Below are 24,042 nucleotides of genomic sequence, written 5' to 3'. Positions count from 1 at the left end.
GCTGCCCCGTTCGGCCCAGGCGCGCCCTCCCCGGCCCCCGTATATTCGCGGGTACGGCATATGCGCGGGTACGGCAATGAACCCGGCACAAACCCCGGAGGGAACCGTGGAGATCCTGGCGTTCGGTGTGCAGGCCGACGAGAAGCCGCTGATCGAGCGGGCCTTCGCGGGCCACCACGAGGTGCGCGGCCTCGACGTCTTCCTCAACGCGGACACCGCCCCCATCGCCGCCGGCCACGAGATCGTCTCCACCAGCGTCAACTGCGACCTCGGCGCCGAGGTGCTCTCCGGCCTCGCGGCCGGCGGCACCCGGATGGTCGCCCAGCGCTCCACCGGCTTCAACAACATCGACCTGGAGGTCGCCGAACGGCTCGGCCTGACGGTCGCCCGGGTGTCGTCCTACTCGCCGTACTCGGTCGCCGAGTTCGCCTGGACCCTCGCCATGGCCGTCAACCGCCGGGTCGTCCGCGCCTCCACCCGCACCCGCGACTTCGACTTCCGGCTCGACGGACTGATGGGCCGCGACCTGCACGGCCGCACCGCGGGCGTCCTCGGCACCGGGAAGATCGGCGAGGCGTTCGCCCGGATCGCCCACGGCTTCGGCATGCGGCTGCTCGGCTGGGACGTCACCGAGAACCCCGCCTGCCTGGACCTCGGCATGACCTACGTCCCCAAGGAGCAACTCCTCGCCGAGTCCGACCTGGTCACCCTGCACGTCCCGCTGCTGCCCGCGACCCGGCACCTCATCGACGCCGACGCCCTGAAGACGATGCGGGACGACGCGATCCTGGTGAACTCCAGCCGGGGCGGCCTCATCGACACCGCGGCCCTCGTCACCGAACTGCGCGCCGGCCGCTTCACGGGCGTCGGCCTGGACGTGTACGAGGCGGAGGCGGGACTGTTCTTCCTCGACAAGTCCCTGGAGGCCGTCGACGACGACACCCTGGCCCGCCTCGTCACGTTCCCGAACGTCCTGGTCACCTCCCACCAGGCGTACTACACCGTGGACGCCGTCGGGCAGATCGTCGAGACCACGGTGAACAACGTCCTCGACTACAGCGCCGGCCGCCGCTCCGAGAACGTCCTGGTGCCGCGGAGCTGACGAGCCATCCCCGCGTGTGCGGGGAGCAAGCACTGCGTGGGCACGGCTTGGCCGGAGTGCAAGGGCCATCCCCGCGAGACCGGGGAGCAATTCGCCAGGACAACGACGGCGCCCCGGGAATGGTCACGGCTGTCGGACCAGTGGTTCGGCCATCAGCGTCGTGATGATCGCCTGACCGTTCAGCGTCAACACGGACTCGGGATGGAACTGCAGCGACGCGAACCTTGCGCCCCGCAGCGCGTGCACCTCGCCGTTGGCGGCACGGCTCACCTCGACGCCGTGCGCGGCCAGTTCCCGCGCGGTGTCCTCGTCGCAGTGCGCCACGAAGCTGTTGTAGAAGCCGACCGTCTCCGGCCGCCCGAACAGGTCGATCCCCGTCTGCGCCCCCTGGTACGGCACCTCCTTGCGGACGATCTCCAGGCCCAGCTCGGCCGCGATCAGCTCATGGCCGAGGCAGACCCCGAGGACGCCGTGCCGGCCCTCCCGGAGCACCTCGGCGGCCAGCGCGCGCAGGAATCGCATCTTCGGGTCGGCCGTGTCGGACGGGTCGCCCGGCCCGGGGCCCAGCACCAGCGGCCCCTCGTGCCCGAGCACCGCCTCCCGCAGCCCCGGCTCGTCGTAGCGCCGGACGGTCACGTCCAGCCCGGCGGCGCGCAGTACGTGGGCGAGCATCGCGGTGAAGGTGTCCTCCCCGTCGACGACCAGGGCGTGACCGGTCAGCGCGTCCGACCGCTCCTGCATCCGCAGCCAGAACGGCGCCAGCGAGGCCCGCCGCCCGTCCAGCGCCGCCCGCACCCGGGGGTCGTCGGCCAGCTTCGGCCGCACGGACTCCTCGCGCGGCCGCCCGGGACGCACCCCCAGCGCGGCCAGCACCCCGGCCGCCTTGGCGTGGGTCTCCGCGACCTCGCCCGCCGGGTCGGAGCCGCGCACCAGCGTGGCCCCGACCGGCACCCGCAGCCGCCCGGCCGCGTCGATGTCGGCGGTGCGGATGAGGATGGGGGAGTCCAGGGTCTGGGCGCCGCCCTCGTCGCGGCCGATGAGCGCCAGCGCGCCCGCGTAGTAACCGCGCCCGCCGGCCTCGTGCCGCTCGATCACCCGGCAGGCGTTCTGCACCGGCGACCCGGTGACGGTCGCCGCGAACATGGTCTCCTTCAGCACCTCGCGCACATCCAGCGAGGACCGGCCGCGCAGCTCGTACTCGGTGTGCGCGAGGTGCGCCATCTCCTTCAGCCGGGGCCCGACCACGACCCCGCCCATGTCGCCGACGGTGCACATCATCTTGAGCTCCTCGTCGACGACCATCGACAGCTCCTCGATCTCCTTGCCGTCGGCGAGGAACTCCAGCAGGTGCTCCGGGGTCGGGCCCCCGGCCGGATAGCGGTAGGTGCCGCTGATCGGATTCATCACGACCGTCCCGCCGGACGCCCGGACGTGCACCTCGGGGCTGGCCCCGACCAGCGTGCGCTCACCGGTATGGACGACGAACGTCCAGTAAGCGCCCCGCTCGCCCTCGAGAAGCCGCCGGAACAGCGCGAGCGCGTCGGCCCGTCCGAACCCGGGGATCTCACCCCCGTACGTCCGCCGGATCACGAAGTTGGCGCCCTCGCCCCGCCCGATCTCCTCGTCGAGGACGCGCCCGACGATCCGCGCGTACTCCTCGTCGTCGACGTCGAAGCCGCCGCCCTCCACCCGGACGTCGTGCGCGGGGAGCCGGTCGAGGGCCTCGGCGAGCGGGATCTCGTACCGCTCCTCGGGCGTCAGCACCAGCAGCGGGGTGCCGTCGTCGCGGACGTCGAAGCCGCGCTCGCGGATCTGCCGGAAGGGGACGACCGCCAGGCACTCGTCGGGCAGGTCGGCCAGGCGGTCACGGGTGCCGACCGGTCCGACCAGCAGCTCGACCATGTCGTGATCGTGGCCCGGTGTGCGGCGGCGCAGCAGGGCGAAGGGGCGGTCGTCGTGCGGGAGCTGTGCCAGGTCCATGGGGTGTCCCTCGTCTCGTCGCTGTCATGAGCGTGAGGAACGACCCCGGGAAACACCGAAGGCCGCCCCTCGGGCGGCCTTCGCGAAGTCTTGCGTACGCGCAGTCAGTGGGCCGCCGGAGAAGCGGGCCACCACCAGTTCTGGGTCGAGTGCGCGAACATGCGACGCACCCTACCGCATCAGCAGCAGATCGAGCGTCCGCTCCAGATGGCGCTCCAGCTCCGCGTCCGCGGGCAGCGAGGCCGGGACGGCGCGGCCGAGCTGGACGTGCCCCAGGTAGACGCTGTACGCCAGCAGCCCTCGCCGCCGCGCCTCCGGCTCCGGGAAGCCGGCCAGCTCGAACTGGCGCGCCACGTAGGCGATCCGGCGTTCCGTGACCCGTTCGAGCACGGCCGCGACGCGCGGGTCGTCGGCGGTGGCCAGCAGGGCGACCTCCAGCGGGTCCTCGGCGGCCGACCGCACCGCCTCGGCGAACAGCCGCCGCAGCCGCGACTCGGCGTCGGGCCCGGTCGTCTCCTCCAGCTCGGCGATCGGACGCTCGGTCTCGGTCTCCGCCCAGCGTTCCAGCGCCGCCTCGATCAGCGCGTCCCGGTTCGCGAAGTGCCAGTAGAAGCTGCCCTTGGTGGTGCCGAGCCGGGCGGCCAGCGGCTCCACGGCGACGGCCGCGAGCCCGCCCTCGCGCATCGCGGCGAGCGCGGCGTCCGCCCAGTCCCGGGCGCTCAGCCGGGGCCTGCCGGACTTCCGGCGGGGAGAAGCGGGGGAGGCGGGACCGTCCGCGGGGCGTTGCACCATGACCATACGCTACCGTACGGTTGACCATACGCAACCGTATGGAGGTCCTCGGTGAGCACGGTACGCAACGTCCACATCCGTACGCTCCCGGTGCCGGCCGACAGCGCCGGCGCCCTCCTGGACCGCCTCGCCGGGCCGGACGACCCGCTCTTCCCGGGCCCCGCCTGGGCCCCGGTCCGCTTCGACCGGCCCCTCGCGGCCGGCGCCACCGGCGGCCACGGCCCGGTCCGCTACTCGGTCGCCGAGTACGAGCCCGGCCGCAGGATCCGCTTCGCCTTCGACCCGCCCGACAACGGCTTCCACGAGCTGTCCGTCGAACCGCTCGGCCCCGGCCGCTGCCTGCTGCGCCACGTCCTGGAGCAGGACCAGCGCGGCACGGAGCGCCTGGCCTGGCTGCTGGCCGTCCGCGCGGTGCACGGCACGGTCGTGGAGGAGCTGTTCGACAACGCCGAGCTGGCCCTCACCGGCACCGTCGCCCGCCCCGCCCGCCGCGGCCGTTACGCGTGCCTGATCCGATGGCTCACCTGGGACCGTCCGGCCGCGACCGACGTACCCGAGGGCGCGAGGCTGCTGCGCGCCGCGCTGCCCGTCGCCGACCACGAGGACGCCTTCGCCCTGGAGTGGCGCCCCGGCATGCCCGCCGACCCACGGGCCTGGGACGTCCTGCCCGGCCGCCTGTCCGTCACCGAGTACGCCGGTGGCGAGGGTCTGTACGGCGAGGACGGCGCGCACCTGAGCTACCGGGTGTCGATCCTGGTGGACGGGCCGGGCCGACGCGTGACGATGAGCTCCGCGGTCCGGCTGCACGACCGGTGGGGACGCCTCCACTGGGCGCTGGTCCGCCGCGGCCACCCCGTCGCCGCCCGTCTGCTGCTGCGCCGCGCCCACCGCCGTCTCGCCCTTACGGCGCCCCGCGCGGCGATGCGTGGCACGAGCGTGACCTGATGCCGTTCCGCGTCGTTGACCCGAGCGCTCCCCGCCGACGCGGGGATGGCCCGAAGCTCAAGATGCTGCTTCGGATGGGCGCTGTCTGCTCCCCGCCGCTGCGGGGATGGTGGCGTGCCCCCGCCCGGTCGGTGGGGCACGCGCGTCTCACGGATTGAGCGGCGGGATGGACGCCCCGACCGAACGCGTACTGTTGGGCACGTGACCGTGAACGCTGATTCCCGAAGCGTCGCCGCTCAGGCGACGTGGCGAAACCTGCCCGCGGCGCAGCAGCCCGAGTACCCGGATGCCGAGGCTCTGCGCGATGTGATCGCCGAGCTGGAAACGTATCCCCCGCTGGTCTTTGCCGGCGAATGCGACCAACTGCGCGCGCGTATGGCTGCCGTCGCTCGAGGAGAGGCGTTCCTGCTCCAGGGCGGCGACTGCGCCGAATCCTTCGACGGGGTGTCCGCCGAGCACATCCGGGCCAAACTCAAGACGCTGCTCCAGATGGGCGCCGTCCTCACGTACGCCGCCTCCGTGCCGGTCGTGAAGGTCGGCCGGATCGCCGGCCAGTACTCCAAGCCGCGCTCCAAGCCGACCGAGACCCGCGACGGCGTGACGCTGCCGACCTACCGGGGCGACTCCGTCAACGGGTTCGACTTCACCGAAGAGGCCCGGATCCCGGACCCCGAGCGGCTGAAGCGTATGTACCACGCGTCGGCGTCCACGCTGAACCTGGTGCGCGCCTTCACCACCGGCGGCTACGCCGACCTGCGCCAGGTGCACGCCTGGAACCAGGACTTCGTGAAGTCGTCCCCGTCCGGCCAGCGCTACGAGCAGCTCGCCCGGGAGATCGACAACGCGCTGAACTTCATGCGGGCCTGCGGCACCGACCCGGAGGAGTTCAAGACCGTCGAGTTCTTCTCCTCGCACGAGGCGCTGCTGCTCGACTACGAGTCCGCGCTCACCCGAGTCGACTCCCGCACCGGCCAGCTGTACGACGTCTCCGCGCACATGGTGTGGATCGGCGAGCGCACCCGGCAGCTGGACCACGCGCACATCGAGTTCGCCTCGCGGATCCGCAACCCGATCGGCATCAAGCTCGGCCCGAGCACCACGGCCGAGGAGGCGCTGCAGTACATCGACCGCCTCGACCCCGAGCGTGAGCCCGGCCGGCTGACCTTCATCGTCCGGATGGGCGCGGACAAGATCCGCGACAAGCTCCCGGAGCTGGTCGAGAAGGTCACCGCGTCCGGCGCCACCGTGGCCTGGGTGACCGACCCGATGCACGGCAACACCTTCGAGGCGGCCTCGGGTCACAAGACCCGCCGCTTCGACGACGTGCTCGACGAGGTGAAGGGCTTCTTCGAGGTCCACAAGGGCCTCGGCACCCACCCGGGCGGCATCCACGTGGAGCTCACCGGCGACGACGTCACCGAGTGCGTGGGCGGCGGCGACGAGATCTTCGTCGACGACCTGCACCAGCGCTACGAGACGGCCTGCGACCCGCGGCTCAACCGCAGCCAGTCGCTGGACCTGGCGTTCCTCGTCGCGGAGATGTACCGCGACCAGTAGCCGGTGACACCGGCCAAGGGGTGGGGCGCGCATCACACGGGATCGCGCCCCACCCCTCTTCTGTGCGTTTCGGGTGGCGGGTAAGGTTAGGTTAGCCTCACCGATCAGGGGTCGGGACGGCTCGACCCAGTACCCTCCCGGGAGGTGAACCGCGTGTTCGTCTGCAGTTGCTTCGGTGTGACCGAGGAACAGGTGAGGAGTCACGCGGACGCCGGAGCGTGCACGCCCCGGCAGATCGCCTCCGCCTGCAAGGCCGGCACCGACTGCGGCGGCTGCGTACGGCGCATCCAGGCGCTGCTCGGCCGCGGCTCCTGCCCGCGCCGGCAGCTCATCGACCAGGGTGAGCAGCCGCTGGCGGCGAAGGTCCCGGAAGCCGCCTAGCCCCGTCCTAGTGCGTGGAGAAGCCGCTCGTTCCCGGGCCTGAGGAGTCGGGCTGGGACTGTTCGATGACCGTCGACAGGTACAGCGACTCGCCCAGCTTCTCGATCAGGTCCAGCTGGGTGTCCAGATAGTCGATGTGGTGCTCTTCGTCGGCCAGGATCGCCTCGAAGACGTTGGCCGACGTGATGTCGCCCTTGTTGCGCATGACCTCCACTCCGCGGCGCAGCCGGTCGATCGCCTCGAGCTCGATCTCCCGGTCCGCCTGGAACATCTCGGTCACGGTCTGCCCGACCCGGACGTGGAACAGCCGCTGGTAGTTCGGCAGGCCGTCGAGCATCAGGATGCGGTCGGTGAGCACCTCGGCGTGACGCATCTCGTCGAAGGACTCGGCGCGCGTGTACTCGGCGAGTTTCGTCCAGCCCTTGTGGTCCTGCAGCTTCGAGTGCAGGAAGTACTGGTTGATCGCCGTGAGCTCGGCGGTCAGCTGCTCATTGAGGAATTCGATGACCTCGGGGTCGCCCTGCATCGCATGGGCTCCTTCCGCGCGGGGGAACTGGCAGGTTGGAGCGCATGATTGCACCGGCGGAGAAGATCGTCCAGTAAGTATTGACTTAGTAAGTAAGTCCGTGCTTAGTCGACTTTGTACCTGTTTGACCGAATCTGTCGGGCCCGGTTCAGGGGCATCGCCACCGGTCTGTCAGGATGGGGACATGGGTCAGCCGGCGGAACGCGAATCGGGGGAGCGCGCATCAGAAGGGGCGGCGCGGTTCGAGCTCCCGCCGGGGCAGCGGCTGCAGAAGGGCTGGCCGGTCACGCACTACGGGCCGGTCCCCAAGTTCCGGCCCGAACGCTGGGAGTTCCGGGTCTTCGGCGCCACCGCCGACGGTGAGAAGCACTGCTGGAACCACGAGGAGTTCACGGCCCTGCCGTACACCACCGTCGAGGCCGATCTGCACTGCGTCACCAAGTTCAGCATGGTCGGTGCCGAGTGGGGCGGGATCCCGGCGCGCACCGTCGTGGACATCGCCCCGCCCGCGCCGGACGTCACCCATGTGATGGTCTGGGCGGAGTACGGATTCAGCTCCAACCTCCGGCTGGCCGACTTCACCTCCGAGCGCACCCTCTTCGCCACCCACAAGGACGGCGAGCTGCTCACCGCCGAGCACGGCTTCCCGCTGCGGCTGATCGTCCCCCATCTGTACGCCTGGAAGGGCCCCAAATGGGTCCGCGGTGTGGAGTACATGACCGCCGACCGCCGGGGCTTCTGGGAGGAGCGCGGCTACCACAACGTCGGCGACCCCTGGCAGGAGCAGCGCTACTCCTACCAGGAGGGGCCCGGGGACGGCCCCGAGATCTGACCCGGGGGAGTCCTTCAGGCGTCCCGGAGCTTCTTCAGCCGCTCCACGTCCGCGGCGTGCCCCTCCTTGCCGCCGGGCGTCTCGATGACCAGCGGTACGCCCTCGGTCGCCGGGTGCGTCATCAGCGCCCGGAACGGGTCCTCGCCGATGTGTCCGGCGCCGATGTTCGCGTGCCGGTCCTTGTGGGCGCCGACCACATCCATGGAGTCGTTGGCGTGGATCAGCTTCAGCCGTCCCTCACCGACCGTGTCCACCAGCAGATCCAGCGTCTGGTGCATCCCGCTCGGCCCGGTCAGGTCGTGGCCGGCCGCGAAGATGTGGCAGGTGTCCAGGCAGACGCCCAGCTTCGGGTGGGCGTCCAGCGCCTCGAAGTACGGTCCGAAGTCCCAGGTCCGTGAGCACAGCGAGGCGCCCTGGCCGGCCGTCGACTCCAGCAGCAGGAACGGGTCGTCGTCATGGGTGAGCTCGTCGAGCAGCGGCAGCATGTGCTCCCGTACCTGCCGCAGCGCCACCGGACGCTCCCGCCCGCCGGTCGCGCTGCCCGTGTGCACCACCACACCCAGCGCGCCGATCTCCCGGCCGCGCCGCAGCGAGTGCCGCAGCGACTCCACGGACCGCTCGACGGTCGCCTCGGTGTGGGACCCGAAGTTGATCAGGTACGGGGCGTGCACGTACGCCGGGATCGAGCCGTCCGCACAGGCCGCGCGGAACGCCTCGTCCTGCTTCGGATTGCCGGCCGGGGTGGCCCAGCCGCGCGGATTGGCGACGAAGACCTGCACGGTCTCGGCCTTCAGCTCACGGGCGTAGGACAGGCCGACGGAGTGCAGGCCGCCGGCCACGGGCACATGGCCGCCGACCGGGTTGCGGGCGGGGCCGGACAGGTGACTCTTCACCCGTCAAGGGTGCCACGCGTGCCGGCCCCGCCCGTCAGCGGATCTCGATGGTGATCGTCGAGCCCTTGGGCGCGGTGTCCCCGCCGTCCACGGACTGGCCCTTGACGGTGTCGCCGAAGAATCCGAGCAGCCCGCGGTCCTCGTCCACGTCGAACCCGGCGTCCTCCAGCTTCTCCTTGGCCTCGTCCACGCTGTCCCCGATCACGTCCGGCACCTCGATCATCTCCGGGCCCTTGGACAGCGTCAGCGTCACGGTGTCGCCCTCGGCGGCCTGCCGGCCCGCGCCAGGGCTCTGCCGGGCCACCTGTCCGGCGTCGTGCTCGGAGTTGACCCGCTCGGCGGCGATCCTCACCTCGAGGCCGGCCTCCTCCAGCTCCGCGCGGGCGTCCTCCGCGTCGTCACCGGTCACGTCCGGCACGTCCACCGGGCTGCCCTTGCTCACGGTCAGCGCCACGGCGGAGTCCGCGCGGACCTCGGTGCCCTTGCCCGGTTCGGTGGAGATCACCGAACCGCGCGGCACGGTCCCGCTGAACTCACGGGTGACCATGCCCGGCTCCAGGCCGTCGTCCTTCAGCAGGTCCCGCGCCTTGTCCAGCGGGTAGCCGTCGAGGTCGGGCACCCGCACGGTCTGCGGACCCTTGGAGAGGGTCAGCGACACCGAGTCGTTGCCACGGATGCGGGCGCCCGCCTTCGGGTCGGTGCTGATCACCGTGCCCCGCTCCACGGTGTCGCTGTACGCCTCCGTCACCTGGCCGGCCTCCAGCCCGGCGTCCGACAGCCGGTCCCTGGCCTCCTGCTCGGTCTTCCCCAGCAGCGGCGGGACCTTGGTGAACTGGCCGGAGTTGATGTACCAGATTCCCGTGCCGACCCCGAGGACCAGGAGCACGGCCACGACGATCGCCATCGGCCCGCGCCGCAGCGCCGTCCGGCGCCGGGGCGGCAGCGGCGGCGGGGACCGGAACCGGCTGGTGTGGTGCACGGGGTCCGCGGGCTCGTCCTCGTTGACGGGCAGCGGGCGGGGAACTGTCAGGGAGCGCGGGATGACGCTCGTACGGTCCTCCGCGTTGTCGTGCTCCGACGCCAGCGCCTGCGGCGGCACCGCGTCGAGCTGCTCGGCGGTGAGCCGGCCGCGCCCCGCGCGGACCTGCGCGAGCAGCGCCACCGCGTCGTACGGGCGGACCTCGGGGTTGCGGGCGGTCGCCGACGCGACCAGCTCGTCCAGCTCGTACGCCATGCCGGGCACGGCGGCCGACGGGGCCGGCACGTCGTCGTGCAGGTGCTTGTAGAGCACGATCGCGGGGGAGTCGCCGTCGTGCGGCTTCTCACCGGTCAGCATCTCGTGGAGCAGGATGCCGCAGGCGTAGACGTCCACGCGGGGGTCGGCGACGCCGCTCTCGATCTGCTCCGGGGCCAGGTACGAGACCGTGCCCAGCACGGTGCCCGTGGTGTTCGTCACCGAGTCCACGGCGCGGACCAGCCCGAAGTCGGCGACCTTGACCCGGCCGTCGTCCCCGATCAGCACGTTCTCGGGCTTCATGTCGCGGTGCACGAACCCGGCCCGGTGCGCGGCGCCGAGCGCGGCCAGCACCGGCTCCAGGATGTCCAGCGCGGCGCGCGGCTGGAGCGCCCCGCGCTCGCGCAGCACGTCGCGCAGGGTGCAGCCGGCGACGTACTCCATCGCCAGGTAGACGTACGCCCCGTCGGTGCCCTGGTCGAAGACCTGCACCACGTTCGGGTGGGCCAGCCGGGCGACCGACTTCGCCTCGCGGATGAACCGCTCGACGAACGAGCCGTCGGCCGCGAGGGAGGGGTGCATCACCTTGAGCGCGAGGATGCGGTCCAGACGGGTGTCCACGGCCCGGTAGACCGTGGCCATCCCGCCGACCGCGATCCGCGCCTCGACGCGGTACCGGCCGTCGAGCACCTGCCCGACCAGAGGGTCCTGAAGGGTCGTGTCCACGCAGTGAGTCTACGAGCCCCCACCGACACCCCTCGCCGCTTCGACCTCCGTTGCAGCGGACCTGTGACGTGCGTATCGCGTAACTGCGGGCAATCGTGCCTCCCCCAGTGCCTCAAGGGCCTGGGAGGTGCCCCCAGGCGGCACGACTGCCCGCGGAAACGCGGAACTGCCTGCGGAAACGCGGAGCTACCCGCGGAGTGCGGCGGGCTAGAACGCCGGCCGCTCCGGATCCAGTACGGCCAAGCCCTCCGCAGGAGACGACGCCTCGGCGTACCACCGCCGAGGGATCCGCCCCGCCAGCCGAGCGAGCCGCCCCGCCTCCACCGCACACCGCATCGCGGAAGCCATCACCACCGGCTCCTGCGCCCGGGTGACGGCGGACGCCAGCATCACCCCTGCACACCCCAACTCCATCGCCAACGCCACATCGGACGCGGTCCCGGCCCCCGCATCAAGAATCACCGGCACCCCCGCCCGCTCCACGATCAACTCGAAGTTGTGCGGGTTACGGATCCCCAGCCCCGACCCGATCGGCGACCCCAGCGGCATGACCGCCGCACACCCCACGTCCTCCAGCTTCCGCGCCAGCACCGGATCGTCGTTCGTGTACGGCAGCACCGTGAACCCGTCGTCGACCAGCGTCTCCGCCGCGTCCAGCAGCTCGACCGGGTCCGGCAGCAGGGTCCGCTCGTCGGCGATGACCTCCAGCTTGACCAGGTCCGTGCCGAGCGCCTCCCGCGCGAGACGCGCGGTGAGCACCGCCTCCCCGGCGGTGAAGCACCCCGCCGTGTTCGGCAGCACCCGGATGCCCAGCTTCTCCAGCACCGAGAGCACGGACCCGTGCACCGAGGGGTCCACGCGCCGCATCGCGACGGTCGTCAGCTCCGTCCCGGACGCCACCAGCGCCCGCTCCAGCACGTCGAGGCTCGGCGCCCCGCCGGTGCCCATGATCAGGCGGGACGTGAGGGACGTACCGCCGAGGAGGAACGGATCGTCGGCCATGGTCAGCCTCCCTGGACGGCGGTCAGGACTTCCACGCGGTCACCCTCACGGAGGGGCGTGGCGGGCCACTGCGCGCGCGGGACGACGGTTTCGTTGAGGGCGGCGGCCACCCCCGAGGGCGCCGCGGTGAGCGACTTCACGACGAGGTCGAGAGCCGTGCCGGGCGCGAACTCCCTGCGCTCCCCGTTGACCGAGACGTTCATGCGGGCTGCTCCGTACGGACGGCGGCGCCGAAGCGCCGTGGGGTGAACGGACGGGCCACCTCCGGCAGGACGCCGGTGGTCAGGACCTCCGCCATGACATCGCCGGTGACCGGCGTCAGCAGGACGCCGTTGCGGTAGTGGCCGGTGGCCAGCAGCAGCCCCTCGAGACCGGTCGGGCCGAGCAGCGGAGCGTTGTCGGGGGAGCCGGGGCGCAGTCCGGCCCGGGTCTCGGTCAGCGGCAGCTCGGTGATGCCGGGGACCAGCTCGTGGGCGTCGCGCAGCAGCTCGTACACGCCGCCCGCGGTCACCGTCGTGTCCCAGCCCATCTCCTCGCTGGTCGCCCCGACCACCAGCTCGCCGTTCCCGCGCGGCACCAGGTAGACGTGGCTGCCGCGCACCACGGCCCGCACGGTCCGGCTCAGGAAGGGTCCGTGCCGCGCGGGCATCGTCAGCCGTACGACCTGCCCCTTCACGGGGCGCACCGGCGGCAGCACGTCCTCGGGGACGCCCGCGAGCCGCCCGCTGAGGCTGCCCGCGGCGAGCACCACCTGCCCGGCACCGAGGCCGGTGCCGTCGGCCGTGACCACACCCGTCGCGCGGTCTCCCGCGACGACGAGCCGCTCGGCCCACGCGCGGTGGACGGTCACGCCCGCGCGTTCGCAGGCGGTGACCAGCGCGGCCGCCAGCCGCCGCGGGTCGATCTGGTGGTCGCCGTCCACCCGCAGGCCGCCGCGCACGCCCGGCGCGAGCATCGGCTCCAGGCGCCGGCAGTCCCGCCCGGACAGCCACTGCGAGTCCAGCCCCGACCGCTGCTGCAGGGCGTGCAGTTCCCGCAGGTGGGCGCGGTCGTCGGCGTCCAGTGCCACGGCGAGCGTGCCGCACGCGCGGTAGCCGAGGTCGTGGCCGGTCAGCTCGGTCAGCTCGGCCGCGAAGCCGGGATAGCGCTGCGCGGAGGCGAGGTTCAGACCGAGCAGGGTCTCCTCGCCGTAGTGCAGTTCCGTGACGGCGGCCAGCATCCCGGCGGCCACCTCGGCGGCGCCGCCGCCCGGCTCGGGGTCCACCACGGCCGTGGTGAGACCGCGCTGCGCGGCCCGCCAGGCCGTGACCAGACCGATGATTCCGCCCCCGACGACGAGGACGTCTGAGGTGCGCGTGGGCGACATGGGCGTCCAGCCCCTCCCTTCGCCGGCATGACCCGGATCAGGTTCGTACGGTCGGAGGCCGCCAGCCTCCCTCTCAGCCCGGTGCGTCCGGGCTCCCGCGAGTGCTTGTACGTTGGCCACCCTAGCAACGCACTCGTAAGGGAGCCTCCGCGTGGCACCATCGCTCGACGGACTCGTCCTCGCCCCCGTGGCCGACCAGGCTCCCGGCCAGGTCGGCACCCGCACCCGCTTCGTCTACCACGAGCAAGGCGGCGAGATCTGGGCCGAGTACGCGGGCGGCGACGTCGTGCGCGGGCACTTGGTGGGCACCCGCGCGGGGGACCGGCTGGACTTCCGGTACGTGCAGCTGAAGCGGGACGGCACCACCTCCTCGGGGCACTGCGTGTCGACGGTCGTGGAGCTGCCCGACGGACGGGTACGGCTGGAGGAGAGCTGGGAGTGGGAGTCGCAGCCGGGCAGCGGGACGAGCGTGGTGGAGCAGCTCGGCCGATGACGCCGCGTCAGATGTCTAAGGTGATCGGGTGAGCGAGCAGACGCAGGAACCGGGACGGCCGGAGCCGCGGCGAGTGGTGGTGGCGGGCGCGGGCATGGCCGGCGTGCAGACCGCCCTCGCCCTGCGGGAGCAGGGTTTCACCGGCACCGTGACCCTGATCGGTGCGGAACCCCACCAGCCGTACGACAGGCCGCCGTTGTCCAAGGCGGTGCTGCTGGGCAAGGCCGAGGACTCCGCCTTCGACGTCGACTTCGAGGACGCCGGCATCGAACTGCGGCTCGGCTGCGAGGTGCTCGGCCTGCGCCCCGGCGACCACGAGCTGGACACGGAGGCCGGGCCCGTCCCGTACGACGTCCTGGTGGTCGCCACCGGCGCGGAACCGGTCCGGCTGCCGGGCGCGGAGGGCGTGCCCGGCGTGCATCTGCTGCGCACCCTGGACGACGCCGCGCGGCTGCGGCCGGTGCTCGCGCGGCAGCACGACATCGTGGTGGTCGGCGCCGGCTGGATCGGCGCGGAGTTCGCCACGGCGGCCCGCGAGGCGGGCTGCGCGGTCACCGTCGTGGAGGCCGAGGAGCGGCCGCTCACCGGGGTGCTGCCCGCCGAGGTGGCCGCCCCGATGGCCGCCTGGTACGCGGAGGCCGGCGTCACGCTGCGCACGCACGCGCGCGTGGAGCGCGTCGAGCCCGGCACCGTGGTCCTGGACGACGGCACGCGGCTGCCCGCGGGCGCCGTGGTCGTCGGCATCGGGGCCCGGCCCGCCACCGCCTGGCTGGCGGGCTCCGGGATCGAGCTCGGGACGCACGGGGAGGTCGTCGCCGACCGTCATCTGATGACCTCCCTGCCGGACGTGTACGCGGTCGGCGACTGCGCGTCCTTCCCGTCCGGGCGCTACGGCGAGCGTCTGCTGGTCCACCACTGGGACAACGCCCTCCAGGGGCCGCGCACGGTCGCCGTGAACGTCCTCGGCGCGCCCACCGGCCGGGAGCCGGCGGTCTACGACCCGGTGCCGTACTTCTGGTCCGAGCAGTTCGGACGTTTCGTGCAGTACGCGGGGCACCACGCGGACGCCGACCGGACGGTGTGGCGCGGGGACCCCGCCGAGGCGGCGTGGAGCGTCTGCTGGCTGCGGGAGTCCCGCCTGGTCGCGCTGCTCGCGGTGGGACGGCCCCGGGACCTGGCGCAGGGGCGCAGGCTGATCGAGGCGGGCACGGCGATGGACGCGGAGCTGCTGGCGGACCCGGCGCGGCCCCTGAAGTCGGCGACGGCGTGACACTCCGGCCCGGCGCGTCCGCCCAGGTGGGCGGGGCTGACTTCCGACTGTCAGTGGCAGATGGCAGGCTTGTCCCGTGACCGAGATTGACGCAAAGATCGATGCTCTCGTCCCCGCCTGGCTCACTCTCCCCGACATCGCCGAGATGTTCGGCGTCGAGGTGACGCGCGTCCGGCAGCTGGTCAAGGAGGGCCAGCTCATCGCCGTGCGCCGGGGTGAGAACCGCGCGCTGCACGTGCCCGCCGCCTTCATCGACGGGGACAAGATCGTCAAGGGCCTGACCGGAACCCTGACGCTCCTGCGGGACGACGGCTTCACGGTCGAAGAGATGCTGGAATGGCTCTTCACCCCCGACCCCACCCTGCCGGGCACGCCCGCGCAGGCGCTCAGCGAGAACCGCGGCACGGAGGTGAAGCGCCGGGCCCAGGCGCTCGCGGTCTGACCGCACCCGACCGGACCTTCGAACGACAACGGCCGGGGCGTCAGCCCCGGCCGTGGGGGCGGTCCGCGCCGGCGCCACGGCCGGGCCGGGGCGGGGCGGCTCCCGGACCGGGCTTCGCGCACCGGTCGAGGGCGTCTCGTGGCGTGCGGGCATCCGTGAGGGGTGTCTCGCGGTCGCCGGTGCGGCGGCATAGGGTCCGTTGCGGTGTGTGCCGCCCCGGTCCGTGACCGTCGTGAGCGCCCGCCGCCGACACGCCGGACCCACCGGGTCCGTACGCCGCCGACACTCCGGGGGGACCCACGTATGACCGACACCGCTCGCGCCCGGCTCGCCGACGCCCGGCTCTACCTGTGCACCGACGCCCGCAGGCGGCAGGGCGATCTCGCGGAGTTCCTGGACGCGGTCCTGGCCGGCGGGGTCGACATCGTGCAGCTGCGGGACAAGGGCATGGAGGCCGGCGAGGAGCTGGAGCACCTGGCGGTCCTCGCCGACGCCTGCGCCCGGCACGGCAAGCTGCTCGCGGTCAACGACCGCGCGGACGTCGCCCACGCCGCCGGCGCCGACGTCCTCCACCTCGGCCAGGGCGACCTGCCCGTCCCCGCCGCCCGCGCGATCCTCGGCGACGGCGTCCTGATCGGCCGCTCCACCCACGCCGAGTCCGAGGCCGCCGCGGCGGCCGTCCAGCCCGGCGTGGACTACTTCTGCACCGGCCCCTGCTGGCCCACCCCCACCAAGCCCGGCCGCCACGCCCCCGGCCTCGGTCTGGTCCGGTACACCGCCGCCCTGGGCACCGAGCGCCCCTGGTTCGCCATCGGCGGCATCGACCTCGGCAACCTCGACGAGGTGCTGGACGCCGGTGCCCGCCGGGTCGTCGTCGTACGGGCCGTCACCGAGGCGGACGACCCGGGCGCGGCGGCGGCCGAGTTCGCGAAGCGGCTGCGGCAGGCGGCGCCCGTGGACGCCGGATGACCCCCGCGCGTCTCAGGTCTGTCCAAGGGATGGACAACAAGTCGGCATTCCAGACAAATGTTCCGCATCCGGTTGGGGGACCGCCGACCCCTGGCTAACCTGCCGGTATGGCCCTCGGAACAGCATCCACCAGGACTGATCGCGCACGCACCGTGCGCGACATGCTCGCCGCCGGCAAGACGACGTTCTCGTTCGAGTTCTCGGCACCGAAGACCCCCAAGGGTGAGCGGAACCTGTGGAGCGCGCTGCGCAGGGTCGAGGCGGTCGCCCCGGACTTCGTCTCCGTGACCTACGGCGCGGGCGGCTCCACGCGCGCGGGCACGGTCAAGGAGACCCAGCAGATCGTCGCCGACACCACCCTCACCCCGGTCGCCCACCTCACCGCGGTCGACCACTCCGTCGCCGAGCTGCGCAACATCATCGGCCAGTACGCCGACGCCGGGATCCGCAACATGCTCGCCGTGCGCGGCGACCCGCCCGGCGACCCGATGGGCGACTGGGTGCCGCACCCGCAGGGGCTGACCTACGCCGCCGAACTCGTCCGGCTCATCAAGGAGTCGGGCGACTTCTGCGTCGGTGTCGCCGCCTTCCCGGAGATGCACCCGCGGTCGGCCGACTGGGACACCGACGTCGCCCGCTTCGTCGACAAGTGCCGGGCCGGCGCCGACTACGCGATCACCCAGATGTTCTTCCAGCCCGAGTCCTATCTGCGGCTGCGTGACCGAGTCCACGCGGCGGGCTGCGCGACCCCGGTGATTCCCGAGGTCATGCCGGTGACCAGCGTGAAGATGCTGGAGAGGTTGCCAAAGCTCAGTAACGCCGCGTTCCCGGAGGCCCTCAAAGAGCGGATCCTCGCAGCGAAGGACGATCCGGCGGCGGTACGCTCCATCGGTATCGAGTTCGCCACGGAGTTCTGTGCCCGGCTGCTGGCCGAGGGAGTGCCCGGACTGCACTTCATCACGCTCAACAACTCCACGGCGACCCTGGAAATCTACGAGAACCTGGGCCTGCACCACCCACCGCGGGCCTAGACCGGTCGCACTCATATACGACACACTGAGTAGCGACCACTGGGAGAGGGGCGTACATGGGCTGGACGGTCCTCTACATCGCGTTCGGCATCGTCGCGCTGTGGTTGCTCGGTGAGGTGCTGCTGCAGTACAAGGCGCGCCTGCGCTGGCGGCTGCTCGCCTTCGGCGGCTTCCTCGGTGTCGTGCTCGGTGTGCTGATCCCGTCCGTGGTCGTCATCGGTCTTGGCGCCGCGGCCTTCGCGGTCGGCCAGACCTATGTGACGCTGTCGTTCCGCCGCGGCTTCGCGGCCGGCTGGGCGGTCAACGCGCCGGTGCTGGCCGCCGCCAAGCGCCGCCGCGGCGACCGCGGACGCCAGGAGCCGACCCTGGAGGTCTCCGACCTGGAGGCGTCCGGCGCCGGTCACGGCGACGAGGACGACGGCCACCGCGACCGGTCCGGCCACCGCGCGGACGACGACTACGACCGCGACGACGTGTTCACCCCGGTCGCCCGCCCCGACCAGCCGGCGGCCGACGGGACCACCGCCGTCTACGAGCCGCAGCCCATGCCCGACGACACCGGCTCCTACGGCGTCTACGGCGACACCGGGTACGCCGCCCCGTCCCAGGACCAGTACGCGGCGACCGCCCAGGGCGCCGACCCGAACTACGCCTACGACTACTCCGGTTACGGCCAGCAGCAGGGCTACGACACCACGGGCCAGCAGCAGTACGCGGCCTACTCCGACCCGTACACCGGCGACCCGGCCTACGGGAACACCTCGTACGACACCGGCTACGCCGACCCGCAGCAGTACCCCCAGCAGGGCTACGGCCAGGACCCGTACGCCCAGCAGGGCTACGGCGGCGAGACCCCGGCCGGCGGCCTGTGGGTCCCGCAGCAGCGCAGCGCCGACGACCCGTACGGCGGTGAACTCCCGCCCGAGCAGCAGTACCCGTACCAGGGCGACGAACAGACGCACGGCAACGGCAACGGGTACGACGAGCAGTACCGCTACTGAGCGCGTTCACTGCGACCCGCGGAACTCCGGCCCCTCCACGATCAGTCCGGCCACCAGCGCCCCCGACATCCCGGCGTGCGGGAGCCCGCCGCCGGGGTGGGACCAGCCGCCGGCCGTGAACAGCCCCGCCAGCCCGGTGCTGTTGGCCGGGTGCAGCAGCCGCCCGTCCGCCGCGGCCAGCGCCGGCACCGGCACCGCGCCGCCCTCCGCGCCGGTCTCCCCGGCGATGTCGGCCGGGGTGCGCACCTCGTGCCACAGCAACCGGTCGCGCAGGCCGGGTACGGCACGCTCGGCGACGGCGATCAGATTCCCGGCGTACGCGTCCCAGGCCCCCTCGGTCCCGGCGGGCACCACCGACGTCACCGTGACCGCCTCGTGGCCGGCGTCCGGGACCAGCGCGGGGTCGTCCGGCCGCAGCACCGTGACCGTGGGCCGCGGGGGCAGGCCCCCGGGGGCACCGGACAGCGACTCCAGTTCGGCCTCCCGGTCCTCCGTGTGCACGACCGTGCGGTGCGGGGTCCCCTCCGGGCGCCCGCCCCGCAGCGCCAGCGCCAGCGTCACCCGGCTCGCCGTCCCCCGCCGGCCCGGGACCTCGCCGTCACCGCGCACCCGTGTCCCCCTGCCCAGCCGGTCCAGCTCCCCGGGAGCCACCCCGGCGACCACGAAGTCCGCCTCGGCCACCGCGCCGCCGGCGAGCTCCAGCCCCGCCGCCCGGCCGTCCTTCTCCAGGACCCCGACGGCCTCCGCACCGAAGTGGAACTCCACCCGGCGGGCCAGGCACCGCTCGTACACCGCACGCGCCAGCTCCCGCATGCCACCGCGTACGTACCACATGCCGAAGGCGTGCTCCATGTACGGCAGCACCGCCGCGCTCGCCGGGGTGGAGCGGGGATCGAGGCCGTACGCCAGCGCATGGCTCTCCAGCAGCGCGATCAGCCGGGGATCGCGCAGCTCCCACGCCCCGACCTCCGCGAGCGTGCCCGCCGTACGCGTGCGCAGGAACTTCTTGTGGGGGACCGCCGGATACGGCTCACGCTCGGCCAGGACCCGCCAGTTGGGCCACAGCGGCTCCTCCAGCAGCGGCCGGCGCGACCGGTCCCAGGCCTCCCGGGCCCGCACCAGGAAGTCCCCCCAGCGCCTGGCCGCGTCCGCCCCGAGACTCTCCTCCAGCGCGGAGACGACGCCCGCGCGGGAGGCGCCCGCCAGCGACACGCGCGTACCGTCCGCGAACACGTGGTGCGACGACGGGTCGGCCTGGACCAGTTCGACACACGCCTCCAGCGGCTCCTTGCCGGTCTTCACGAACAGATCCCGGTAGACCGCCGGAAGCGGGAGCAGTCCGGGTCCGGTGTCGAAGGCGAACCCGTCCCGCTCGAGACGGCGCAGCGCACCGCCGTACGTCTCCGTCCGCTCGTACACCGCCACCCGGTGGCCCGCGACGGCCAGCCGGGCGGCGGCCGCCATCGCGCCCATCCCGGCGCCGATCACCGCAATCCGTGCCATGCCAGGGACTTTATCCGCCGCCACCGACAGTCCGTCCCGAGTACCCGCGCCCCCGCTCCGGGCCCCAGTCGGCGGCACCGGGCCGTGGGGGCGCGTGCGCGGCCCTGAGTACCCGTACCTAGCCGCCGAGTTGAGTACGCGCGCGGATGGGGGCCGGCCCCCGGGAACGGGAGAGTGGAGACCACGGAGAGGGGCCCCGCCCCGGACCGGCGACACGGGGCGCCGGAACGGTACGGGCCCGCGATCCGCTCCTTCCGCCGGAACCGTCGGCGGGAGCGAGGCACGGGGGAACCCGGGGGACGACCGCACGGGGGAACGTACGGGGGAGCAAGGAAGGCGCCGGTCCGACGGTGGCCCGCGGGGGACGCGGCCACCCCGGGCCGGCGCCTTCGTCCGTCCGGGATTCAGCGGCGGCCGCTGACCCGCCCCTGCAACAGCCGGGACAGGGCGGAGTGCACGTCGTCCAGGGAACGCTCCGGCTGGAAGGACTTCCAGTCCAGCGCCGCCACCAGCACCATGCCGACCAGCGCCGCCGCCGTCAGCGGGACGTCGATCTCGTCGCTGAACTCGCCGTTCGCCACCCCCTCGCGCAGCACGCCCTCGACCACCGCCACGGCCTGCTGCCGCACCACCATCAGCGTGGACTGCCAGGCCCGGTTGGTGCGCCACAGCTCGGCCACGTACAGCTGGGTGAAGGCCGGGTAGCGGTCGATGAAGACGAGCCCCGCGCGGATCATCGCGTCCAGGGCGTCGACCCTGCCGACGCCCTCCGCGGCCGTCCGTTCGGCCGCCTCCCGCAGTGAGGCGGTCAGCAGACCGACCCCGTGCCGCAGCAACTCCTCGAAGAGGACCGACTTGCTCGCGAAGTTGTAGTAGACCGTGCCCTTCGCGACCCCCGCCCGCTCGGCGATCTCGTCCACGGTGGTGGCGGAGAAGCCTTGTTCGGCGATGAGGGTGACGGCCGCCTCGTAGAGCTTCTGCCGGGTGGCCTCGCGGCGGGCACTGCCGCCCGGCGTGGTGCTGCTGCGTTCCATGGCCCTGATTCTCACAGGAGCCCCGGCGCGCCCGTTCAAAGGCTCAGCTCGGGGTGAAGGCGGTCCATCGTCCACACCTGGCGGCGGCGGGCCGACAGCGCGGTCAGCGCGAGGGCGCCCGCGGTGAAGGCCGCGAGCACGGCGCACGCCTGCCACACCGGTGCGAGGCCGCCGCCCGTGATGAGCCGCCGCAGCGCCCCGACGACATGGCTCATCGGCAGGAACGGGTGCAGCGCGTTGAAGAAGCCGGGGCTGGTCTGCACGGGGTACGTGCCGCCCGCCGAGGTCAGCTGGAGCATCAGCAGCGCGAGGACGAGGATCCGGCCGGCCGCGCCGAAGCGCGCGTTCAGCCACTGCACGATCGCCGCGAAACACGCCGTCACCAGGCACAGGAAGCCCACCGTCCCGGCCGCCCGCGCCATCTGCAGCCCGAGCGCCCAGTGCAGCACCGCCATCAGCGCCAGCGTCTGCAGCACCCCGATCGCCACCACCGGCAGCCAGCCCGCCAGCGCGATCCGCCAGGCGGAGGCGCCTGCCGCGAGCGCGCGCCGGTTCATCGGCGCGATCAGCATGTACGCCACCATCGCGCCCACCCAGAGCGACAGCGGGATGAAGTACGGGGCGAAGCCGGTGCCGTAGTCGGGCGCCTTGTGCAGGTCGTGGGAGACGAGCCGGACCGGGTCGGCCATCACCTCGGTGCGCCGGTCGCGGTCCCGCTCGTCGTAGTCGGGGATCTTCCCGGCACCGTCGTGCAGACCGCCGGCGAGTTCGCCGGAGCCGTCGACGAGCTTGTAGAGGCCGCCGTTCAGGTCGTCCGCGCCGGTCTTCAGCTCGCCGACGCCCTCGTCCAGGTCCGCGGCGCCGGTCTCGGCGGTGCCGAGTCCCCTGTTCAGCTTCTTCGCGCCGGCGGCGACCTTGCCGGCCCCGGCGTCGAGCGCGTTGATCCTGGTGACGGCGTCGTCGAGGTCCTCGGAGAGGTGCGGGGCGCGGCCGGCGAGCGCCCGGGCCTGCTTCTCCAGGGCGGCGAGGCGGGTGTCGAGCTTCTTCAGGTCGTCGCGGTGGCCGGTGACCAGGGCACCGGTGTCGGCGGCGACGTCCGCCGCCGTGGCCGCCGCGTTCCTGGCCTTCTCCAGGTCCGGGCAGGCGGCGTCGGGCAGGACGGGGTCCTCGCAGCGCGCCTTGTGGATGCCGTCCATGGTGTCGGACGCCGCACGGGTGTCCTTCGCGGCGGCCGGCGCCTTCTCCTCGAGGGTGTCGAGGTCCTCGCGGAGCTTTCCGGCCGAGTCGGCGACGAACCGCGCGGTGTCGCCGATGGTCTTCTCGTTGTCCTTCAGGAACGGGCCCACCTCGGCGTCGACCGCGTTCACCTTGTCGGCGAGTCTCCGCGTGCCGTCCGCGACCTTCTTCGAGCCGTCCTCCAGGTCACCGGCGCCCCTGTGGAGGTCCTTCAGCCCCTTGGAGAGCTTCCCGCTGCCCTTGCGGGCGTCCGCCAGGCCGTCGGCGAGGTCCTCGGAGCCCTTCTCCGCCTTCCCGATGCCGCCGCTCAGCTTGTCGGCCCCCTCGGCCGCCTTCACGGTCTCGCCGTGGATGTCCGAGAACGAGACGAAGATCCGGTCCAGGAAGGAGCGCGCGGTCTTCGTGGACGCGGCCCGGCGCACCTCGCCGAAGACCGTCCGGGAGATCTGCCCGACGATGTAGTTGTTGGCGTCGTTCGTGCGCACCTGGAGGGCGCCGGTCTCGGGGGAGTCGCCCGCACCGGAGGCGATACGGCGGCTGAGGTCGGCGGGCAGGGTCAGCGACAGGTAGTACGTGCCGTCCTCGACGCCCCGCCGGGCCTCGGCCGCGCTCACCTCCCGCCAGTCGAAGGTGCCGCTGTCGAGCAGCCCCTCGGCGATGTCGTCGCCCGCGGTGATCCGCTTCCCGTCGGCGCGCGCCCCCTGGTCGTCGTTCACCAGCGCCACCGGGATCCGGTCCAGACGGCCGTACGGGTCCCAGAACGACCACAGGTACAGGGCGCCGTACAGCAGGGGCAGCACCAGCAGGGCGACCAGGGCCGCGCGCGGCAGTGCGCCCCGGCCGAAGCGCCGGAGCTCAAGAGCGGCCAGTTCCGGCGAGCGCATCGGCCGCCGCCTCCTTCGCGTCGTCGTGCCCGCCGGTTCCCGTGCGGACGACCACCGCGTCGCGCGGTGCCTCGCTGCACACCGCCAGCACGGTGGTGCCGGTCCCGGCGACGGACCTCAGCAGGGCCCACACCTCGGCCCGTCCGGCGGGTGGGAGTTTCAGGTCGGTGTCGTCCACGCCGAGCAGCCGGGGACGCCCCAGCAGCGCCAGCGCGAGCGACAGCCGCAGCGCCTCCACCCGCTCCAGATCCCGGACGGCGGTCCGCGCGGCCTTGGGCAGGGCCGCGAGGTCCAGCCCGGCGACGGCCAGCGCGTCGTCGACGCGCTCCCTCTCCTCACGGGTGCGTTCTCCGCGCGGGCGCGGCCACGGGCGCGGGCGGGGAAGCGAGCCGCCGAAACGGCGCTGCAGCAGGGCCTGTTCCCGCAGGTGCTCGCCGACGGTGAGGGCGGGGTCGAGATCGGTGACTCCGGCGACGTGCGCGAGCGCGCTGCGGCGGCGTACGGCGGACATGCGCTTGGGCAGTTCCAGCCCGCCGACGGCGGCCAGGCCCTCCGTGGGCCGCATCCGGCCGGTGAGGGCGAGCAGCAGGCAGGTGCGGCCCGACCCGGACGGCCCCTCCACCGCGATCAGCGAGCCGGGCTCCGCGTCGGCCGAGACCCCGCGGAACGCCCATCCCCGCGGCCCCTTCAGGCCGAAGCCGCGGGCCGTGACGGCGAGTCCGAGCGGACCGTCCACCAAGTCCCCCTGTTTTTGAACTGACTGGTCAGTGCAAAAACTAGCGCGAACAGTCGAGCGAAGCAAAAGCCCAGGTCGGAACGGATTGTCAGTGCCATACCTCACGA

At 72.9% G+C, this 24,042-nt stretch carries 24 protein-coding genes and 1 riboswitch; of the genes, 11 read left to right on the top strand and 13 right to left on the bottom strand.

Features of this window, described 5'->3' with window-relative positions; genetic code table 11:
• Nucleotides 1-106: 106 nt before the first annotated feature.
• Nucleotides 107-1,102 (top strand): 2-hydroxyacid dehydrogenase, encoded by a 996-nt coding sequence (locus tag KUM38_RS37815; RefSeq protein ID WP_217136849.1) that lies wholly within the window; start codon nt 107-109, stop codon nt 1,100-1,102.
• Between the two features lie 123 nt (nt 1,103-1,225).
• On the opposite strand, the gene KUM38_RS37810 is transcribed toward KUM38_RS37815, so the two are convergent.
• The 3 genes from KUM38_RS37810 to KUM38_RS37800 all read right to left on the bottom strand — a co-directional run bounded on the left by KUM38_RS37810 (nt 1,226) and on the right by KUM38_RS37800 (nt 3,874).
• A complete protein-coding gene (locus KUM38_RS37810) occupies nt 1,226-3,082 on the bottom strand; it encodes an anthranilate synthase family protein (protein WP_217136624.1) in 1,857 nt (618 codons plus the stop codon).
• A 104-nt stretch (nt 3,083-3,186) separates the two neighbouring features.
• The gene (locus KUM38_RS43900; RefSeq protein WP_107062014.1) at nt 3,187-3,243 is read right to left on the bottom strand and encodes a trp operon leader peptide; all 57 of its coding nucleotides are present in this window, start codon (nt 3,241-3,243) and stop codon (nt 3,187-3,189) included.
• A gap of 10 nt (nt 3,244-3,253) precedes the next feature.
• A complete protein-coding gene (locus tag KUM38_RS37800; protein WP_217136622.1) occupies nt 3,254-3,874 on the bottom strand; it encodes a TetR/AcrR family transcriptional regulator in 621 nt (206 codons plus the stop codon).
• 51 nt (nt 3,875-3,925) lie between these two features.
• Here KUM38_RS37800 and KUM38_RS37795 point away from each other — a divergent pair, with 51 nt between their 5' ends.
• The 3 genes from KUM38_RS37795 (at nt 3,926) to KUM38_RS37785 (ending at nt 6,757) form a co-directional block, all read left to right on the top strand.
• The gene (locus KUM38_RS37795; protein ID WP_217136620.1) at nt 3,926-4,819 is read left to right on the top strand and encodes a DUF2867 domain-containing protein; all 894 of its coding nucleotides are present in this window, start codon (nt 3,926-3,928) and stop codon (nt 4,817-4,819) included.
• Between the two features lie 201 nt (nt 4,820-5,020).
• On the top strand, nt 5,021-6,376 hold the full coding sequence (locus KUM38_RS37790; protein ID WP_217136618.1) for a class II 3-deoxy-7-phosphoheptulonate synthase: 1,356 nt from the start codon (nt 5,021-5,023) through the stop codon (nt 6,374-6,376).
• 144 nt (nt 6,377-6,520) lie between these two features.
• On the top strand, nt 6,521-6,757 hold the full coding sequence (locus tag KUM38_RS37785; RefSeq protein ID WP_308409146.1) for a (2Fe-2S)-binding protein: 237 nt from the start codon (nt 6,521-6,523) through the stop codon (nt 6,755-6,757).
• 7 nt (nt 6,758-6,764) lie between these two features.
• On the opposite strand, the gene bfr is transcribed toward KUM38_RS37785, so the two are convergent.
• Entirely contained in the window at nt 6,765-7,283 is a 519-nt protein-coding gene (bfr, locus tag KUM38_RS37780; RefSeq protein WP_217136616.1) for a bacterioferritin, read from the bottom strand.
• Nucleotides 7,284-7,467: 184 nt separating this feature from the next.
• Between bfr and KUM38_RS37775 the strand changes: the two genes are divergently transcribed.
• Entirely contained in the window at nt 7,468-8,115 is a 648-nt protein-coding gene (locus KUM38_RS37775) for a sulfite oxidase-like oxidoreductase (protein ID WP_217136614.1), read from the top strand.
• Between the two features lie 14 nt (nt 8,116-8,129).
• Here KUM38_RS37775 and KUM38_RS37770 read toward each other — a convergent pair whose 3' ends face one another.
• The 5 genes from KUM38_RS37770 to thiO form a co-directional block, all read right to left on the bottom strand.
• Complete coding sequence (locus KUM38_RS37770; RefSeq protein ID WP_217136612.1) at nt 8,130-9,008, bottom strand: deoxyribonuclease IV; 879 nt, start codon at nt 9,006-9,008, stop codon at nt 8,130-8,132.
• A 34-nt stretch (nt 9,009-9,042) separates the two neighbouring features.
• Nucleotides 9,043-10,968, bottom strand: coding sequence for a Stk1 family PASTA domain-containing Ser/Thr kinase (pknB, locus tag KUM38_RS37765; protein WP_217136609.1), 1,926 nt, complete (start codon nt 10,966-10,968; stop codon nt 9,043-9,045).
• Nucleotides 10,969-11,175: 207 nt separating this feature from the next.
• Nucleotides 11,176-11,970 carry a thiazole synthase gene (locus KUM38_RS37760; RefSeq protein WP_217136606.1) on the bottom strand — a complete coding sequence of 265 codons (795 nt, stop codon included), beginning with the start codon at nt 11,968-11,970 and terminating at the stop codon, nt 11,176-11,178.
• A gap of 2 nt (nt 11,971-11,972) precedes the next feature.
• On the bottom strand, nt 11,973-12,173 hold the full coding sequence (thiS, locus tag KUM38_RS37755) for a sulfur carrier protein ThiS (protein WP_217136604.1): 201 nt from the start codon (nt 12,171-12,173) through the stop codon (nt 11,973-11,975).
• Nucleotides 12,170-13,336, bottom strand: a complete 1,167-nt coding sequence (gene thiO, locus KUM38_RS37750; protein WP_217136603.1) for a glycine oxidase ThiO — start codon at nt 13,334-13,336, stop codon at nt 12,170-12,172. The genes thiS and thiO overlap by 4 nt, the downstream gene beginning before the upstream one ends.
• Nucleotides 13,334-13,445: riboswitch (TPP riboswitch) on the bottom strand. It overlaps the preceding gene by 3 nt.
• Nucleotides 13,446-13,487: 42 nt before the next feature.
• Here thiO and KUM38_RS37745 point away from each other — a divergent pair.
• From KUM38_RS37745 to KUM38_RS37720, 6 genes are all read left to right on the top strand, one after another.
• Nucleotides 13,488-13,829 (top strand): hypothetical protein, encoded by a 342-nt coding sequence (locus tag KUM38_RS37745; RefSeq protein ID WP_217136601.1) that lies wholly within the window; start codon nt 13,488-13,490, stop codon nt 13,827-13,829.
• A gap of 28 nt (nt 13,830-13,857) precedes the next feature.
• The gene (locus KUM38_RS37740; protein WP_217136599.1) at nt 13,858-15,099 is read left to right on the top strand and encodes an NAD(P)/FAD-dependent oxidoreductase; all 1,242 of its coding nucleotides are present in this window, start codon (nt 13,858-13,860) and stop codon (nt 15,097-15,099) included.
• A gap of 76 nt (nt 15,100-15,175) precedes the next feature.
• The gene (locus KUM38_RS37735) at nt 15,176-15,541 is read left to right on the top strand and encodes an Rv2175c family DNA-binding protein (RefSeq protein ID WP_217136597.1); all 366 of its coding nucleotides are present in this window, start codon (nt 15,176-15,178) and stop codon (nt 15,539-15,541) included.
• Between the two features lie 303 nt (nt 15,542-15,844).
• Complete coding sequence (gene thiE, locus KUM38_RS37730) at nt 15,845-16,510, top strand: thiamine phosphate synthase (protein WP_217136594.1); 666 nt, start codon at nt 15,845-15,847, stop codon at nt 16,508-16,510.
• Nucleotides 16,511-16,617: 107 nt separating this feature from the next.
• A complete protein-coding gene (metF, locus tag KUM38_RS37725) occupies nt 16,618-17,541 on the top strand; it encodes a methylenetetrahydrofolate reductase [NAD(P)H] (protein ID WP_217136592.1) in 924 nt (307 codons plus the stop codon).
• Between the two features lie 56 nt (nt 17,542-17,597).
• Nucleotides 17,598-18,542 carry a hypothetical protein gene (locus KUM38_RS37720; protein WP_217136590.1) on the top strand — a complete coding sequence of 315 codons (945 nt, stop codon included), beginning with the start codon at nt 17,598-17,600 and terminating at the stop codon, nt 18,540-18,542.
• A 6-nt stretch (nt 18,543-18,548) separates the two neighbouring features.
• Here KUM38_RS37720 and KUM38_RS37715 read toward each other — a convergent pair whose 3' ends face one another.
• The 4 genes from KUM38_RS37715 to KUM38_RS37700 all read right to left on the bottom strand — a co-directional run bounded on the left by KUM38_RS37715 (nt 18,549) and on the right by KUM38_RS37700 (nt 23,935).
• On the bottom strand, nt 18,549-20,045 hold the full coding sequence (locus tag KUM38_RS37715; protein WP_217136589.1) for an NAD(P)/FAD-dependent oxidoreductase: 1,497 nt from the start codon (nt 20,043-20,045) through the stop codon (nt 18,549-18,551).
• A 404-nt stretch (nt 20,046-20,449) separates the two neighbouring features.
• Nucleotides 20,450-21,079 carry a TetR/AcrR family transcriptional regulator gene (locus tag KUM38_RS37710; protein WP_217136587.1) on the bottom strand — a complete coding sequence of 210 codons (630 nt, stop codon included), beginning with the start codon at nt 21,077-21,079 and terminating at the stop codon, nt 20,450-20,452.
• Nucleotides 21,080-21,114: 35 nt separating this feature from the next.
• Nucleotides 21,115-23,199: a YhgE/Pip family protein gene (locus KUM38_RS37705; protein WP_217136585.1), complete on the bottom strand. Its 2,085-nt coding sequence runs from the start codon at nt 23,197-23,199 to the stop codon at nt 21,115-21,117.
• Nucleotides 23,171-23,935, bottom strand: a complete 765-nt coding sequence (locus KUM38_RS37700) for an ATP-binding cassette domain-containing protein (protein ID WP_217136583.1) — start codon at nt 23,933-23,935, stop codon at nt 23,171-23,173. The genes KUM38_RS37705 and KUM38_RS37700 overlap by 29 nt, the downstream gene beginning before the upstream one ends.
• Nucleotides 23,936-24,042 lie beyond the last annotated feature (107 nt).

The organism is Streptomyces sp. AC558_RSS880 (assembly GCF_019049255.1).
In the GTDB taxonomy this organism is placed as follows: domain Bacteria; phylum Actinomycetota; class Actinomycetes; order Streptomycetales; family Streptomycetaceae; genus Streptomyces.
This window is presented reverse-complemented; position numbering and strand designations above follow the sequence as displayed.